Here is a 15,939-nt window from a genome sequence, read left to right as displayed (position 1 = left end):
ACAACTGTATCTGTCAGGCGGCACATCACAACCCAAGCCTGAAGTCCTTCGCAGATCGCCTCCGCAAGGCTGGTAAGCCGCACAAAGTGATCATGACCGCCATTGTCAGAAAGCTCGTCACCATCGCAAACACACTATGCAAAAGCCGTCAGAAATGGGCGCCCCGGCCGCCTAACAGATACAGTTGTTAAGAGCGTCCCTTCCCACACACATTGGTGCCGCCGATGTCAGTGCACGCTGACCGGCGTCATGTCGTTCTGGCGCGCGACGATGAAGGCCATCTTGCGGTCTCTCACAAGGGCAAGCTGCTCTCCGGTCTCGCTGCCGATCGCATAGAGCTTGTCCAGCCCCGCTGCCTGTTTGCGCAGCTCCCTCGGCAGGTCGGCCACGGCGACCTGCCGGATGTAGACGATAGGCTGACCCACGGTCCGGGCGGCATCATTCTGTTCAAACATTGCTCTTACCTCCGGTTTTGATCTCGATATTCTGCACCACCTTGTCAGGCACCACGCGGGCCAGATCCACGTGCAGCAGACCATGTTCCATCGCCGCCCCGGCAACCTCGACTCCCTCTGCCAGAACGAAAGACCGCTGGAACTGACGCGCCGCGATGCCGCGATGCAGGAACATCCTCTCGTGGTCTTCCTCGGCCTGGCGCCCGCGCACCATCAGCTGACGGTCCTCGACCGTGATGGACAGATCCTCTTCCGCAAACCCGGCTACGGCGAGGGTGATCCGATAGGCATTTTCGCCCTTCTGTTCGATATTGTAAGGCGGATATCCGTCATTGCCGGATTTCGCGGTACGTTCCACCAAGCGTTCCAGCTGATCGAAACCCAGAAGGAAAGGGTGCGATCCAAGGGTCAGTTTCGTCATCGGGCACATCCTCAAAGCTCAAGCGATCTGCGTATCCGGGCCCCGCATTCGGCAGCCCTGTCATTGAAGAATATGGGGCGCTCTGGCCACCGCTGCAAGGGCGGCAACGCTTTGCGTCACGCAGATTTGTCGCTATCTTGAAGCGCTACCGAGACGAATCCCATCAAGGCCGGTTCATGAACGCCCCCACCGAGATGACCCATGAAGAGGTGTTGCGCGTGAAGCTTGAAGTGCTGCGCCGTCAACACCGCGATCTGGATGACGCGATTGCGGCCCTGTCGGAACGCGCCATGCCCGACCAGCTGACGCTGAAGCGGCTGAAAAAGCAGAAGCTGGCGCTCAAAGACCGGATCGCCCGGATCGAGGATGAACTCACCCCCGACATCATTGCCTGAGGCGCGGGCCAAAAAGGTGAAACCGAGGGCAGACCATCTTGCACGTAAAATCAAAAAGATAGAGCATCGCACCGAACTCAGACGAGGAAACCGATGCACCGGGCCTGCACCACGGGCGGCATCGCGCTCTCAGATCCGCCGAAGGGGCCTTTACGATCATGGATGACATCCAAATTGGCATCATCATGGGCAGCCAGTCGGACTGGCCCACCATGCGAGAGGCCGCCGATATTCTCGACACGCTCGGCGTGGCCCATGAGGTCCGCATCGTCTCCGCCCATCGCACGCCCGAGCGGCTTTGGGAGTATGGGGCGACCGCCGTGGACAGGGGACTGAAGGTGATCATTGCGGGTGCGGGCGGCGCGGCCCATCTGCCGGGCATGATGGCATCCAAGACCCGGCTCCCGGTGATCGGCGTGCCGGTGCAGACCAAGGCGCTCTCGGGCGTCGACAGTCTTTATTCGATCCTGCAGATGCCGCGCGGCTATCCCGTTGCCACCATGGCGATCGGTGCCGGTGGCGCAGCCAATGCCGGGCTGTTGGCCGCCGAAATCCTCGCGCTGTCGGACCCGAGACTTGCCGCGCGTCTCGACGACTGGCGCGCATCTCTTTCGGCCTCCATTCCCGAGACACCGCAAGATGACTGAACCGCTCCCGCAGGGCAGCACCGTCGGCATTCTGGGTGGCGGCCAACTGGGCCGGATGCTGGCCATGGCCGCAGCACGTCTGGGATACAAGGCCCATATCTATGAACCTGGCGCGGCCCCCGCCGCGGATGTGGCCGCCGCCCGGACCATGGCGGCCTATGACAATACCGACGCGCTCCGCGCTTTTGCGGCCTCCTGCGATGTCGTCACCTTCGAATTCGAGAATATTCCTGCCTCCGCGCTCGATCACCTTGCCCGCGATGCAGCATTGTACCCCGACCGGCGCGCGCTGGAGGTCAGCCAGGACCGGCTGGCGGAAAAGACATTTCTGACCGATCTGGGTCTCCGCACTGCGCCTTTCGCGCCCGTCGGGACCGCCGCCGATCTGCCCGACGCACTTGCCGTCACCGGCACGCCCGCCATTCTGAAGACCCGGCGCTTCGGCTATGACGGCAAGGGTCAGGCACGCATCGCTACTCCCGATCAGGCCGAAGAGGCGGTGGCCATCCTCAACGGCGCGCCCGCGATTGTCGAAGGCTTCGTCGCCTTCAGCCGCGAAATTTCTGTCATCGCCGCGCGCGGGCTCGATGGCAGCATCGCCGCCTATGATCCGGGCGAGAATGTGCATCAGGACGGCATCCTCGCCACCACGACGGTTCCGGCGGCGATTCCGTCCAGCCTCAAGACCGATGCGATTCTGATCGCCTCGCGCATCCTGAATGCGCTTGAATATACCGGTGTTCTGGGAGTGGAGCTTTTTGTGACGCCCCAGGGTCTCGTGGTGAACGAGATCGCCCCGCGCGTGCACAATTCCGGCCATTGGACCCAGGCCGGATGCGCCGTCGATCAGTTCGAGCAGCATATCCGCGCCATCACCGGCTGGCCACTTGGCGACGGTGCGCGACACGCCAACGTCGTGATGGAAAACCTCATCGGCGACCAGATCGACGAGGGCCTCCGACTTGCGGCGCAGCCCGGCACCCAGATCCATCTCTACGGCAAGGCCGAAACCCGCCCGGGCCGCAAAATGGGCCATGTCAACCGCGTGACAGGCCCGGCCTGAGCCCGCCGACACCCCTCTCCGCGGCTACTCCACGAACCCTTCGATCGCGTCGAAGATGTCCATGTCGTGATCGAAGGCGCCGGTTTCGAGAAATGTGATCACCTCGGCAATCACAAGGGGGTTGTTCATCATGAATGTATGGGTCACCGGCAGTACGATATGGTCATTCATGCCGGCCACGCGGGTACTGGCCACGGCGACCTTTCCGTCATCCGCCCCTTCGATCAGGGCGGAGTAAACCGGATTGAGGGTCCGGTCGCCCGCGATCACCCCAAGCTCGAAATCCACCGATGGCAACCGGTTTGGCAGGGCGTCCTCGCCGGTTCCCAGTTGCATCCCGGACGGGCCGTTCAGCCATTCGAAAGGCTCCAGCGCGCCCAACACGTCCACCAGTTCCGATCCGCTATTGGGCGGCGCCAGCATCACCACCCGCCCCAACCGGACGGGCCGGTGCCGCGACAGCCAGTAGCGCACCAGAATGCCGCCCATGGAATGGGTCACGAAATGCACCTTTTCGGCCCCGCACCGCGCCATGGCCGGCAGGATCGTGACAGGTGCGAGTTCCGAGATCGAGGCGCGGGTCGACGGGTAGCTCTGGTTGACCACCTGATATCCCGCGGCTTCCAGCGCCTCCTCCATCACCGCAAGGGACGCGGCCCCGCGCGCCAGCCCATGCAGCAGCACCACGCATTCCGCCCGCGCCGGGACCGCGGACAGAAAGAACAGAACAAGAAGGGCAACCAAAACACGCATGCGCACAATCTAGGCATGAACGGACGCCACTGCGAGTATGGAAATTGCGCCTCTTGCATCGCCGTTGCGTCACGGGGCACGATCGCCGCGATGTCAACGCGCCGCCCCCGCCTTGCCGTTCGCGGCCTTCTTCTTCTGGATAACCGGCTTTTGCTGGTGAATGCGTGGCGTGACGGGTCGGATCTGTGGTGCGCGCCGGGTGGCGGGGTGGAGCCCGGCACGTCGCTTCCGGCAAATCTGGTCCGCGAGTTTCATGAGGAAACCGGGCTGACGGTTGGCGTCGGCGCGCCCTGTCTGGTCAATGAATTCCACGATCCCGCGGGCGATTTTCATCAGGTCGATATCTATTTTCACGTCATCTATGAAGCAGGCCAGCTCTCCGATGGCTGGATCGACCCCGAAGGCGTTGTGAACAAGCGCCGTCTGGTCACCCGGGACGAGCTTGCGGGTCTGCGCGTGAAACCCGACAGCCTCGCCGATGCCGTCTGGGGGGAAAGTCTGCTCTACGATCCGCTGGAGCCGATCCTGCGCTGAAACAGCCCATAGGCGATCCCGCCCAGAACCAGTGCGCTTGCCGCCACGAGCCGCAAGGTGATCTCTTCACCCAGAAGCAGCATGCCCCCGACGATGGCGATCACCGGCACGGTCAGTTGCACCAGCCCGCCGACCGACGCGCCAAGCCGTGGCAGAACGCCGTACCAGAGCGCGTAGCCAAGCCCCGATGTGATCGCGCCCGCCACAATCGCCAGCGAAGTACCGGTCGCCGTCGTGCTCACGGCATCAGGCTCGGCGGGCCACAGCAGCACCGGCAGCCAGCAGATCGGCACCGCCAGAAGGAAGTTCGCGGCCGTGTCGGGTAGCGGCTCCCGCGCCTTGCGTCCGGCCAGGGAATAGAGGCCCCAGCCCAGCCCGGCCGCGGCCATCGCCGCAGCGGCGATACCGGGCACCATGACTGTGCCTGCCGGCCAGATCAGCCATGTCAGCCCGACAAGCGCCAGACCAGCGCCGATCCAACGCCGCAGCGGCGGCTTGTCTCCGCCGATCACGCCGCCCGCAAACATCGTGATCTGGACGACACCGAACAGGATCAGCGCGCCAAGACCCGCATCCAGACTGGTGTAGGCAACCGAAAAGCCGAGGAGATAGAGACTGAGCCAGAGCGCGCCGGCGATCCGGCCGCGCGCCAGCAGCGGCAGGCGCCCGCCCCGGAACAGAACCAGCGCGCACAACATGGCCGCCCCCGCCACAACGCGGATCAGGGAAAATTCCAGCGCACCGATGTACGCGCCTCCGACCGCCAGACGATTCAAGATCGAATTGGCCGCGAAAGCGATCATGACGAGCGTCGTCAGAACGCCCAGACGCAGAACCGGGCTCATGCATCACCGCCGATCAGTCGGTGGGCCAACGGACCGGCCAGGTGGGCGATCTGCCCGTTCGCGATGGTGCCCGCAATGCGCATGGTCGCGGTTTCGACGATCACAAGATCGGCCCGCTGACCGGCGGCCAGATCGCCGCGGTCGTTCAACCCCATCATCCGCGCCGGGTTGATAGAGATCAGTGCCCAGGCTTCCGCCAGAGGCAGGCCCGTTTCCGCCAACCGGAAGGCCGATTGGGCCAGCGCCGGGTAATGATAATCCGAGGCCAGCGCGCTCACCGCGCCCATCCCGATCAGCGCCGCCGCCGAGACACCTCGGGCGTGGCTCCCGCCGCGCAGGGCGTTCGGGGCACCCATGACCACGGGGTCGCCCGCCGCCTGTGCCGCCACAGCGGCGGCCTCGCTGGTCGGGAATTCGGAGATATCGACACCAAGGCCGCGATACCAGGCGCGGGTTTCCGCATCATGATCATCATGGCTGCCAAGGATCACATCGCGGTCTTTCAGATCCGCGGCCAAAGCGGCGAGCCGGGTGCGGGCCACAGGCATCTCCGCATGCAGACGCTGCATCAGCGCCAGATGATCGGCGGGAGACCGGCGGGATTTGAGCGCCTGCCCTTCCAGCCGGGGCGGGCGCTTGCCGGCGGCCAAGGCCTCGTGCGGCAGATGATCGTTCAGAACCACATAGCCGATCCCGTAGCGCGCAATCAGGTCGCTTGCCGCTTCGAACGCATCATGACAGCCGAGTTCCAGCCGCAACTGCACCCGTATGTCCAGAATGGCCTGATAGCGTTCGAGCGCCGCGCAGAGGCTGGCGGCAAAGTCGGGGCTGCGCATGCCGCCCTCCCAGCTCCAGAACTGAGCCAGCCATGCGGTGGTGATCCCGTTGGCGGAAAGTTCCGCCTCCAACGCAGGCAAGCCCGCGCGCGGATCGGTGACCGCCCCGCGGCGCGGAGCCAGATGCCGCTCGAACGCATCGCCATGGATATCGACGATACCGGGCAGGATCAGATATCCTGACAGATCCACCTCGCGCCCGCCATCGGTCGCGATCCGTCCGCCGCAGAGACTGATCGGATCGGTGTCGAGACCACCGGGCCGCAGCACGGTGGCATTCACAAGGCGAAGAGGCGTCAGCGTCATGAACCGCGTGGTGCGCCATTTCACGCCGAATGAAAACCCCGCCTAGCCGTCCTGATACGCGCGTGTGATCAGGGCGGCCACATCGGCATCGGCAAGCCCGGCGTCGATGCCACGATCCACCACATCGCGCGCAACCTCCAATACGGGGGTCGCCACGCCCATGTCGCGCGCAACCCTCAGGAACACGTCCGCGTCCTTCCGAACACCTGCAATCGAGAAGCCGACCTCCGAATCCTGACCCAGGATCTTCGGGAGCCGGGCCTTGAACATATCGCAGGCCGCGGGACCGCCCGCCAGAATGTCCATCGTCCTTTCAAGTGTCAGCCCGGCCCGTTTGGCCAGCTTCGTCATTTCTGCAAGGCTGGCGAAGTATCCCTGCAGCATCGCGTTGTTGATGGTCTTCATCGCCATGCCTGCGCCAAGCGGTCCGACATGGAACACCCGCGCGGCGATCACCTCGGCTACGGGACGGAACCGGGCTGCATCCTCATCGGCCCCGCCCATGAAAAAGCCGGCCGTTCGCGCGCGGACCATCTCGGGCCCGCCCGAAATCGGCGCATCCAGAGCCCGCCCCCCGGCCGCCGCGATCTCCTCCGCGCGCGACTGCAGAACGATCGGGCTGACCGTGCTGGTATCGACGATCAGCTTGCCGTTCAGATCGGCCAGCAGCAGTTGCCCGATCACCGCATCCACGGCGGCATCGTCAAAAAGGCTGAGCACCAGAATGTCGGACGATGCTGCCAGCGCGTTCAGGTCTTCGGCAAGGGCGATGCCCAAACCGGCCGCGCGGTCGGGCGTGATGCCGCTCCGCGTCCATCCGGTGACGGCTCGCCCTGCCCCAGACAAGGCTTCGGCCATCGCGCTGCCCATCCGGCCCAATCCTATGACACCGATCTTGTCCATGTTATGATCTCCCATTTCCCAGCGTTCCTGCCATGGAACCGGTTTTCACGAAACCGCCTTTCCCGGAAGGAAGACAAAATGACCGATCCCGAAGAGCTCTACGAGCGCTTGGCGACGGCCTTTCTAGCCAGGCCACGCGTTTCGAAGGGAAAGATGCTCGCGTCCGAAGCCCTGCGCATTGATGGCAAAAGCTTCGCCTATCTGTCGGAAGCCGGGCTGGTGCTGAAGCTGCCCGAACCGATGGCGGCGGGCTTGGTGGACGAGATGCGGGCCACCCCCCTAGAGGTGGGCAAACGCGTGATGCGCGAATGGGTCGTAATCCCGGCTGCGGACAGGGATCACTGGGAAAGCCTGATGAGTGACGCGATGGATTTCGTCGGGGAGCGCCGCAAGTCATGAAAAAAGGGGCACCCGACCGGGCGCCCCTTCGATTTTCGGCGATGTCTTCCCCATTCGGCAGCTTTCCGGTTCGAAAAGCCCCTGTTGGGTGCGGTCGAATTTCCCTTGGGAAATTCGTATCTTACATCATGCCGCCCATGCCGCCCATGTCAGGCATGCCACCGCCGGCGCCCGCACCCTCTTTGGCGGGCTTGTCGGCAACCATGGCTTCCGTGGTGATCAGCAGCGACGCGACCGAGGCCGCATCTTCCAGCGCGGTCCGCACCACCTTGGCCGGGTCGATCACACCGAATTTGAACATGTCGCCATATTCTTCGGTCTGCGCGTTGAAGCCGAAGGTCGCGTCGTCGCTTTCGCGGATCTTGCCTGCCACGACCGAGCCGTCCACGCCGGAGTTTTCGGCGATCTGGCGCAGCGGGGCTTCCAGCGCCTTGCGGACGATCTGGATACCTGCGTTCTGGTCGGCATTGACGCCTTCCAGCCCGGCAAGCGACTTGGCGCCCTGAACCAGCGCCACGCCGCCGCCCACAACGATGCCTTCCTGAACGGCCGCACGGGTTGCGTTCAGGGCGTCATCGACGCGATCCTTGCGCTCTTTCACTTCCACTTCGGTCATGCCGCCCACGCGGATGACGGCAACGCCGCCTGCCAGTTTGGCCACACGTTCCTGCAGCTTCTCGCGGTCGTAGTCCGAGGTGGTTTCCTCGATCTGCTGACGGATCTGCGATACCCGCGCCTCGATCTCGGCCTTCTCGCCGTGACCATCGACAATGGTGGTCTCGTCCTTGGTGATCGAGATACGCTTGGCCGAGCCCAGCATATCCATGGTCACGTTTTCCAGCTTCATGCCAAGGTCTTCGGAGATCACCTGACCGCCGGTCAGGATGGCGATATCCTGCAGCATGGCCTTGCGGCGATCGCCGAAGCCCGGTGCCTTGACGGCCGCGATTTTCAGGCCGCCGCGCAGCTTGTTAACCACGAGAGTGGCCAGCGCTTCGCCTTCGACGTCTTCGGCGATGATCAGAAGCGGCTTGCCAGACTGGATAACGGTTTCCAGCAGCGGAACCATCGGCTGCAGCGACGAGAGCTTCTTCTCGTGCAGGAGGACCATGCAGTCTTCCAGCTCGGCGATCATCTTGTCGGGGTTGGTGACGAAGTAGGGAGAGAGGTAGCCGCGGTCGAACTGCATGCCTTCGACGACCTCGGTCTCGGTCTCGAGGCCCTTGTTCTCTTCGACGGTGATCACGCCGTCATTGCCGACCTTTTGCATCGCGTCGGCGATCTGGCGGCCGATTTCGGCCTCGCCATTGGCGGAAATGGTGCCGACCTGCGCAACCTCGTCGCTATCGGCGACTTCGCGGGCCGAGTTCTTGATCTGCTCGATGACCTTCGCCACGGCCAGATCGATGCCGCGCTTCAGATCCATCGGGTTCATGCCGGCGGCAACCGATTTCATGCCTTCACGGATGATGGCCTGGGCCAGCACGGTCGCGGTGGTGGTGCCGTCGCCGGCTTCGTCATTGGTGCGGCTGGCGACTTCTTTCACCATCTGCGCGCCCATGTTCTCGAACTTGTCCTCAAGTTCGATTTCCTTGGCGACGGTGACGCCGTCCTTGGTGATGCGGGGCGCCCCGAAGGACTTTTCGATCACCACGTTGCGGCCTTTGGGGCCGAGGGTGACTTTTACCGCATCTGCCAGCGTGTTCACGCCCTTGAGCATGCGGTTGCGGGCGTCGGTATCAAACTTGACGTCTTTAGCAGCCATGATGTGCTCCTATCTCTGATTGGAATTGGAAGGGCGATCTCAGGCGATGATGCCGAGGATGTCGCTTTCCTTCATGATCAACAGCTCCTTGCCGTCGACAGTGACTTCGGTGCCCGACCATTTGCCGAACAGAATCTTGTCGCCTTCCTTGACGTCCATGGCGATCCGGTCGCCATCTTCGTCCTTGGCGCCCGCGCCAACGGCGACGACCTTGCCCTCGGCAGGTTTCTCTTTGGCGCTGTCGGGGATGATCAGCCCGCCTGCGGTTTTTTCGTCGCTTTCGACGCGTTCGACCAACACACGGTCATGCAGCGGTGTGAATGCCATCTGCGAACACTCCTTCGGTTCGTTGTTTCTCCCATGGCGTTAGCACTCACTCATGGCGAGTGATAACGAACTGGAGATAGGCAAAGACCCGGGCACTGTCAACACGGATTGGCCAGAGATTTTGGGGGCAAGCTCGGGCGGGTCCGGCAGCCCTGGATATCCTGCATCGGAGCGAGCCGGGGCGACGCTTGTGTCACCTGCCCGGCCGGGGCTCCGAAACCCCGATATCGGTGGCCGCCCGGGCGATGCATCGGTACAAGGGCATGGCCTCCCGTGACACCCTGCCCCGCCTTCATTGCGTGACAACGCAAATCGCCACCGCTACAAGGGCGGCGATTTTCCCTGACCTATCAGTCGAGACCCGCACCCATGACCATCCTCGTTTTCGGCCACAAGTCCCCCGACACCGATTCCACCGGCTCTCCGATCATCTGGGCCTGGTATCTTTCCAGCGTGAAAGGGACGCCCGCCGAAGCGCGTCTCCTGGGGGAACCCAATACCGAAGCCGCCTTCATGCTGAACCGTTGGGATCTGGAGAAACCCGAGATCGTCGAGACGGTCGAGGCGGGCACCCCGGTCGTCATCGTCGACACCAACAACCCTGCCGAGCTGCCGGAAGGCATCAATGACACGGATATCACCGCGATTATCGATCATCACAAACTGGTCGGCGGGCTGGAAACCAAGGGGCCCATCGATATCCGCATCGAACCGGTCGCCTGCACCGCCACGATCATGTGGAAAATGATCGGTGACGACATGGCTCAGGCGCCGAAGGCGATCAAGGGCGCGATGCTGTCCTGCATTCTCAGCGATACGCTTGAGTTCCGCAGCCCGACCACCACGCAGGAAGACAGCGCCATCGCCCACGCCCTGGCCGAGGATCTGGGCGTCGACATTCCCGCCTACGCCGCAGAGATGTTCGCCGCGAAATCCGATGTCTCCGCCTTCTCGGATGCCGAGTTACTGCGGATGGACAGCAAGGAATACGAGGTCGGCGGCAAATCCTTCCGCGTGAGCGTTCTGGAAACCACCTCACCCGAAACGGTGCTGTCGCGCAAAGCCGATCTGATGGAGACCATGCCGCTGGTTGCCGAGGAGGATGGCGTCGATCAGGTGCTGCTTTTCGTCGTCGACATCCTGAACGAGGAAAGCACCATGCTGATCCCAAACGCGCTGACCAAGCAATTGGCCGAGGCGAGCTTTGCCACCGCCTGCGGTGATGCCGACACGGTCGTTCTGCCGGGCGTTGTCAGCCGTAAGAAACAGATCATCCCGAACCTCAAACTCTAACCATCGGCCAAAACCGGCTGAGCGAGGGGCTGCCGACGGTGCCCTCTTGTCGTGTGAGAGCTTGTCTGCAACGGTCCATGCGGGACCAAGGCATTATGACCACACACCGCATGACCCGCTTTCCGAATCCGCTGATACCGGTTCTGCCTGTCTGTGCAGTGTCCCCGTATGTCCGCGCCGACACCGATCGCCCCGGTTCGGAGCAGCGAACGGCATCCCCGGGTAACGGCCCGATCCTGACGACGCCCGATCTCATCCCCGTCCAAAACGCTCCCTCGATGCACCGCTCCAGACCGGGCCGGCCGTCATCCCTCGGGATGACCCCGATCGCATTAACCCATGACCACACCCCAAGCCGGGAGGCGGTGTAGAAGGGCGGTCACGAAGCACCACTACAAGAACGCCACACACCATTGGAGGACACTGCCATGCCCATCTATCTCAACCGCCGCACTTTTCTGGGCACCACCGCCAGTTTCATCGCGCTGCACCCGTTTTCCGCTCATGCGCAGGCGGGTCAGGCGCATCTGCGGATCATGGAGACGACCGATCTGCATGTGCATGTCTTTCCTTACGATTACTATGGCGACCGGCCCGTCGACACGGTCGGCCTGGCCCGCACCGCAGCGCTGATCCAGTCGGTCCGCGACGAGTCCACAAATTCCATCCTGCTCGACAATGGCGACTTCCTGCAGGGCAATCCTATGGGCGACTACATCGCATATGAGCGTGGCATGGCCGAGGGCGATATGCACCCGGTTATCGCCGCGATGAACGCGCTCGGCTTCGACGGCTCGACGCTTGGCAACCACGAGTTCAATTACGGGCTGAGCTTTCTGATGAACTCGCTGGCCGGCGCGGGCTTTCCGATGATCTGCGCCAATGTGGCAACCGAAATGGGTGCAAGCCCGACCGCGGAAACCACGCTGGTCCCACCCTACGTGATCCTTGATCGCCAGATCACCGATGGCGCGGGAGAAACCCACCCGATCCGGATCGGCCTGATCGGCTTTGTCCCGCCGCAGATCATGACCTGGGACCGCCGCCATCTGGAAGGCAATGTGATGGCGCGCGACATCGTGGAAACCGCCCGGGCCTATATTCCGCAGATGAAGGAAGACGGGGCCGAACTGATCATCGCCCTATCGCATTCCGGCATCGGCGCGGCGGATCATACGGACGGCATGGAAAACGCCTCAGTTCCGCTGGCCGCCATCGACGGGATCGACGCGATCCTGACCGGCCATCACCATCGGGTCTTCCCCGGCCCCGATTATGCCGACACGCCCGGCGTCGATGCGGGTGCCGGCACGATCATGGGCAAACCGGCCACGATGGGCGGGTTCTGGGGCAGCCACATGGGGCTGGTCGATCTGATGCTGGAGCGGGACGGCAACAGCTGGCGTATCGTTAGCCATATGTCAGAAGCCCGCCCGATCTCCCGGCGCGAGGAAGACCGCTCGATAACGGCCCTGGTGGAGAGCGTGCCCTCGGTTCTGGCCGCCGCTCAGGCAGAACATGACGCCACGCTTGAATATGTCCGCCGGGCCGTCGGCGAAACCACCGCACCGCTGCACTCGTATTTCGCGCTTGTAGCAGATGATCCATCGGTCCAGATCGTTTCCAACGCGCAGACCTGGTATATCGAGCAGATGATGGCGGGAACCGAGCATGCAGGTGTGCCGATCCTGTCCGCGGCAGCTCCGTTCAAGGCCGGCGGGCGCGGCGGCCCGGAATACTTTACCGATGTGCCAACAGGCGATATCGCCATCCGAAACGTGGCCGATCTGTATCTCTATCCCAACACCGTCCGCGCGGTGCGGATAACCGGCGCGCAGGTGCGGGACTGGCTTGAGCGCTCCGCCGGCATGTTCAACCAGATTGAGCCGGGCACGGCGGATCAGGTGCTGCTGAACCCGGATTTCCCGTCGTACAATTTCGATGTCATCGACGGCGTGGAGTATCAGATCGACCTGTCCCAGCCCTCCCGCTACGACCGGGACGGCAATGTGGTGAACGAAGGCGCCCAACGGATCGTCAATCTGACCCATGACGGCCGGCCCGTTGAGCCCGAACAGGAATTCATCGTCGCCACCAACAATTACCGGGCTGGCGGCGGCGGCAACTTCCCCGGGGCCTCGCCGGAAACGACGATCTTCGAAGGGCCCGACACCAATCGGGACGTGATCGTGCGCTACATCGTCGAGCAGGGCACGATCAACCCGGCCGCAGATGCCAACTGGTCCTTCGCACCGATGCCTGGAACGACGGTTCTGTTCGACACCGGCCCCGCGGCCAGCGCCTATGCGGACACCGTGCCGGGCGTGACGATCGAACCCGCCGGAGAGGGGCCGGACGGGTTCGCTCGCTATCGCATCTCGCTCTGAGCGCCACGGGCCGGGCGGGTGTTTGGCCGCCCGGCCTACCCCTGCGCCCGAAGGGCGGCGATGGCCTTGCGCGTCAGCGTCACAAGCGCCGCGCGTTCCTCATCGGACAATCCGGTCAGGATCTCGGCATTCACGGCACTTGCCGCTTCGGTCGCGGGGCCATGCAGCGCCCGCGCCTTTTCGGTCAGCCAGATCCGTTGTACCCGCGCATCCGCCTGATCCTTCCGGCGGATGATCAATCCGTCGCGTTCCATCCGGTTGAGCGTGTTGGCCATGGTCGCCTGTTCGATATCCAGACGCGCGATCAGGTCCTTCTGGGTCAGCCCGTCGGTCTCCCACAACTCCAGCAGCGCGGGGAAGTTGCCCGGGCTCAGGCCAAGCGGTCCGATCCGTGCCGTCAGACCGCGTGCGAAAAGCCGCGCCAGATGGTTGGTGAGGTATCCGGCCGACTGGGTTTTTCTGAACCTCATGTCGGCATACATGCACTTGCATAGCACGCTATGCAATATTACATAGCTTGCTATGTAAATGACTGATGGAGACCTCCCATGACCAAAATCCTGCATCCTCTCGCCGGGATCACGGCGTTTCTGATCATCCTCGGTTTCTGGGTCTCGACACTGGCTGTCGAACTTTTCGGGCCGCAAAGCGCCATCGTCGCGGTAAAGACCACGATCCCCTGGTTGTTTGTGATCCTGATCCCGGCGCTGGCGACGGTCGGGGCCACCGGCTTCATCCGGACCAAGGGGCGTGGCGGGCGCGTGATCGATGCCAAGAAACGGCGCATGCCCTTCATTGCGGCCAACGGGCTGCTGGTTCTGGTGCCGGCGGCGCTGTTTCTGGCCTCCCGCGCCAATGCGGGGCTTTTCGACACGGGCTTCTACGTCATTCAGGGCGTGGAACTGCTGGCCGGTGCGGTTAATCTCACGCTTCTGGGGCTCAGCATGCGCGACGGCTTCCGGCTGACCGGACGGTTCCGGCGCCGCCGGGCAGTGCGTTAGCCCCTGAATTGACCCTTTTGCACCGGCGTTCACGGGCGTATGGAAGGGCGCGGACGATTTGCCCGCGTCCAACCAATCGAAAGCCCGCATGACCCGTATCATTTCCAGTTTCGCCGAAATCTCCGCCCGTTACGATGCGCTGTTTTGCGATCTCTGGGGCTGCGTCCATGACGGGCTGCGGGCCTTCCCCGACGCGGTCGCGGCCTTGCAGGCCTATCGCGCCCAGGGCGGCACCGTGGTGCTGCTGACCAATGCGCCCAGACCGCGGGCGGGCGTGGAAGCGCAGATCGAAAAGCTCGGCGTTCCCCGCGACGCCTGGGATGTGATCGCAACCTCCGGGGACAGCGCCCGCGCGGCGATGCTGCGCGGCGTGGTCGGCCGGAAGGTCTATTTTATCGGCGAAGACCGGGATCAGACGTTTTTTGCCCCGATGGAACTGGTCGAGGACGCTGTCGAGATCACGCAAGTGCCGCTTCGCGAGGCCGAAGGGATCGTCTGCACCGGTCCGTTCGACCCGATGGCCGACCCGGCCGTCTACCGCTCCGATTTTCTCTATGCCAAGACGAAGGGGCTGAAGCTGCTCTGCGCCAATCCCGATATCGTCGTGGACAGAGGCGACACGCGCGAATGGTGCGCCGGCGCTCTGGCGAAGCTCTATTCCGAGATGGGGGGCGAAAGCCTTTACTTCGGCAAACCGCATCCCCCGATCTACGATCTGGCGCGGCGGCGCCTGCAACAGATCGGCAAGCTTGCGGGCGATGAGCGTATCCTCGCCGTGGGCGACGGCATCAGCACCGACATCCAGGGCGGGATGGGCGAAAACATCGACACGCTTTTCATCACCGGCGGGCTGGCCCGGGCAGAAACCGGCACCGACACGCAGCCGGACCCCGACAAGCTGGCGCAATTCCTGGCGGAGGTGCAAATCGGTCCGAGCTATTCGATCGGCTTCCTGAGATAACGGAAACGCAACAAAGTTACAAAATATTACCCAATAAGGGTCATATTGTTACTTCTGCGTTGCAGCATGGATCGATCTGCGGTATGTCGCCATCACAATGACCGATGGACAGGATGACATGCTCGACAATATGCCCCGCGGCACGATCTGCATCGAAGATATCGAGATCGGGATGACCCGCAACCTGACGAAAATGGTGACGGACCGGGATATCGAACTGTTTGCCGAGGTTTCCACCGATCACAACCCGGTGCATCTAGACGACGACTATGCGCGGGACACGATTTTCGAAGGGCGCATTGCGCATGGCATGCTGACCGCCGGTCTCATTTCCGCGGTCATCGGCGAGCAGCTGCCGGGCCATGGCACCGTGTATCTAGGACAAAGCCTGAAATTCATGGCGCCAGTTCGCCCGGGCGACATGGTTCGCGCCGAGGTCGAGGTGACGCAGATCGATTTCGCCAAGCGCCGGGTCACGATGGACACGCATTGCGCTGTGGATGGCCGGGTTGTGCTGAAGGGGGAGGCGGTCGTTCTGGCCCCGTCCCGGAAATTCGACTGAAAACAGGTTACGAAAAATTCCGGATCTGCCCGTTTTTGTAACCTGTCATCTGCTCAGACCCCATCTTGCCCTTCCCGCGCCGCAGG

General features: G+C 63.2%; 19 protein-coding genes. 10 read left to right on the top strand and 9 right to left on the bottom strand.

Going from position 1 to position 15,939, the window contains the following annotated elements; all coding sequences use genetic code 11:
• Nucleotides 1-227: 227 nt before the first annotated feature.
• Together D9R08_RS04140 and D9R08_RS04135 are read right to left on the bottom strand one after the other, a co-directional pair.
• Entirely contained in the window at nt 228-455 is a 228-nt protein-coding gene (locus tag D9R08_RS04140; RefSeq protein ID WP_121896689.1) for a DUF1150 family protein, read from the bottom strand.
• Complete coding sequence (locus D9R08_RS04135; protein ID WP_121896688.1) at nt 448-876, bottom strand: Hsp20 family protein; 429 nt, start codon at nt 874-876, stop codon at nt 448-450. The genes D9R08_RS04140 and D9R08_RS04135 overlap by 8 nt, the downstream gene beginning before the upstream one ends.
• Before the next feature lie 176 nt (nt 877-1,052).
• On the opposite strand from D9R08_RS04135, the gene D9R08_RS04130 reads away from it, so the two are divergent.
• From D9R08_RS04130 to D9R08_RS04120, 3 genes are all read left to right on the top strand, one after another.
• A complete protein-coding gene (locus tag D9R08_RS04130; RefSeq protein WP_121896850.1) occupies nt 1,053-1,271 on the top strand; it encodes a YdcH family protein in 219 nt (72 codons plus the stop codon).
• Nucleotides 1,272-1,429: 158 nt separating this feature from the next.
• Nucleotides 1,430-1,918 carry a 5-(carboxyamino)imidazole ribonucleotide mutase gene (gene purE / locus D9R08_RS04125; protein WP_121896687.1) on the top strand — a complete coding sequence of 163 codons (489 nt, stop codon included), beginning with the start codon at nt 1,430-1,432 and terminating at the stop codon, nt 1,916-1,918.
• The gene (locus D9R08_RS04120; RefSeq protein WP_121896686.1) at nt 1,911-2,981 is read left to right on the top strand and encodes a 5-(carboxyamino)imidazole ribonucleotide synthase; all 1,071 of its coding nucleotides are present in this window, start codon (nt 1,911-1,913) and stop codon (nt 2,979-2,981) included. Before purE ends, D9R08_RS04120 begins: the two co-directional genes overlap by 8 nt.
• Nucleotides 2,982-3,005: 24 nt before the next feature.
• Here D9R08_RS04120 and D9R08_RS04115 read toward each other — a convergent pair whose 3' ends face one another.
• Nucleotides 3,006-3,734, bottom strand: coding sequence for an alpha/beta fold hydrolase (locus D9R08_RS04115; protein WP_121896685.1), 729 nt, complete (start codon nt 3,732-3,734; stop codon nt 3,006-3,008).
• 90 nt (nt 3,735-3,824) lie between these two features.
• Here D9R08_RS04115 and D9R08_RS04110 point away from each other — a divergent pair, with 90 nt between their 5' ends.
• A complete protein-coding gene (locus D9R08_RS04110; protein WP_121896684.1) occupies nt 3,825-4,268 on the top strand; it encodes an NUDIX domain-containing protein in 444 nt (147 codons plus the stop codon).
• Here the strand turns inward: D9R08_RS04110 and D9R08_RS04105 are convergent.
• From D9R08_RS04105 to D9R08_RS04095, 3 genes are read right to left on the bottom strand one after another with little or no spacing between them, the layout of a single operon-like run.
• The gene (locus D9R08_RS04105; protein ID WP_233557215.1) at nt 4,238-5,113 is read right to left on the bottom strand and encodes a DMT family transporter; all 876 of its coding nucleotides are present in this window, start codon (nt 5,111-5,113) and stop codon (nt 4,238-4,240) included. The two genes, D9R08_RS04110 and D9R08_RS04105, sit on opposite strands and share 31 nt — an antisense overlap.
• On the bottom strand, nt 5,110-6,255 hold the full coding sequence (locus tag D9R08_RS04100; protein ID WP_121896848.1) for an alpha-D-ribose 1-methylphosphonate 5-triphosphate diphosphatase: 1,146 nt from the start codon (nt 6,253-6,255) through the stop codon (nt 5,110-5,112). The genes D9R08_RS04105 and D9R08_RS04100 overlap by 4 nt, the downstream gene beginning before the upstream one ends.
• A 42-nt stretch (nt 6,256-6,297) precedes the next feature.
• Nucleotides 6,298-7,173 carry an NAD(P)-dependent oxidoreductase gene (locus tag D9R08_RS04095; protein ID WP_121896683.1) on the bottom strand — a complete coding sequence of 292 codons (876 nt, stop codon included), beginning with the start codon at nt 7,171-7,173 and terminating at the stop codon, nt 6,298-6,300.
• A gap of 63 nt (nt 7,174-7,236) precedes the next feature.
• On the opposite strand from D9R08_RS04095, the gene D9R08_RS04090 reads away from it, so the two are divergent.
• A complete protein-coding gene (locus D9R08_RS04090) occupies nt 7,237-7,557 on the top strand; it encodes a hypothetical protein (RefSeq protein WP_121896682.1) in 321 nt (106 codons plus the stop codon).
• 121 nt (nt 7,558-7,678) lie between these two features.
• Here the strand turns inward: D9R08_RS04090 and groL are convergent, their stop codons facing one another.
• Together groL and groES are read right to left on the bottom strand one after the other, a co-directional pair.
• Entirely contained in the window at nt 7,679-9,322 is a 1,644-nt protein-coding gene (gene groL, locus D9R08_RS04085; RefSeq protein WP_121896681.1) for a chaperonin GroEL, read from the bottom strand.
• Nucleotides 9,323-9,361: 39 nt separating this feature from the next.
• A complete protein-coding gene (groES, locus tag D9R08_RS04080) occupies nt 9,362-9,649 on the bottom strand; it encodes a co-chaperone GroES (protein WP_121896680.1) in 288 nt (95 codons plus the stop codon).
• A gap of 369 nt (nt 9,650-10,018) precedes the next feature.
• On the opposite strand from groES, the gene D9R08_RS04075 reads away from it, so the two are divergent.
• Nucleotides 10,019-10,942: a manganese-dependent inorganic pyrophosphatase gene (locus D9R08_RS04075; RefSeq protein ID WP_121896679.1), complete on the top strand. Its 924-nt coding sequence runs from the start codon at nt 10,019-10,021 to the stop codon at nt 10,940-10,942.
• A gap of 428 nt (nt 10,943-11,370) precedes the next feature.
• Complete coding sequence (locus D9R08_RS04070; protein ID WP_121896678.1) at nt 11,371-13,329, top strand: bifunctional 2',3'-cyclic-nucleotide 2'-phosphodiesterase/3'-nucleotidase; 1,959 nt, start codon at nt 11,371-11,373, stop codon at nt 13,327-13,329.
• Nucleotides 13,330-13,364: 35 nt separating this feature from the next.
• On the opposite strand, the gene D9R08_RS04065 is transcribed toward D9R08_RS04070, so the two are convergent.
• A complete protein-coding gene (locus tag D9R08_RS04065; protein WP_121896847.1) occupies nt 13,365-13,799 on the bottom strand; it encodes a MarR family winged helix-turn-helix transcriptional regulator in 435 nt (144 codons plus the stop codon).
• A 78-nt stretch (nt 13,800-13,877) separates the two neighbouring features.
• Between D9R08_RS04065 and D9R08_RS04060 the strand changes: the two genes are divergently transcribed.
• From D9R08_RS04060 to D9R08_RS04050, 3 genes are all read left to right on the top strand, one after another.
• Nucleotides 13,878-14,330, top strand: coding sequence for a hypothetical protein (locus D9R08_RS04060; protein WP_121896677.1), 453 nt, complete (start codon nt 13,878-13,880; stop codon nt 14,328-14,330).
• Nucleotides 14,331-14,418: 88 nt separating this feature from the next.
• On the top strand, nt 14,419-15,291 hold the full coding sequence (locus D9R08_RS04055) for a TIGR01459 family HAD-type hydrolase (protein WP_121896676.1): 873 nt from the start codon (nt 14,419-14,421) through the stop codon (nt 15,289-15,291).
• A 118-nt stretch (nt 15,292-15,409) separates the two neighbouring features.
• The gene (locus D9R08_RS04050) at nt 15,410-15,853 is read left to right on the top strand and encodes a MaoC family dehydratase (protein WP_121896846.1); all 444 of its coding nucleotides are present in this window, start codon (nt 15,410-15,412) and stop codon (nt 15,851-15,853) included.
• The last annotated feature ends 86 nt before the right edge of the window (nt 15,854-15,939 follow it).

Source organism: Rhodophyticola porphyridii (assembly GCF_003688285.1).
In the GTDB taxonomy this organism is placed as follows: domain Bacteria; phylum Pseudomonadota; class Alphaproteobacteria; order Rhodobacterales; family Rhodobacteraceae; genus Rhodophyticola; species Rhodophyticola porphyridii.
This window is presented reverse-complemented; position numbering and strand designations above follow the sequence as displayed.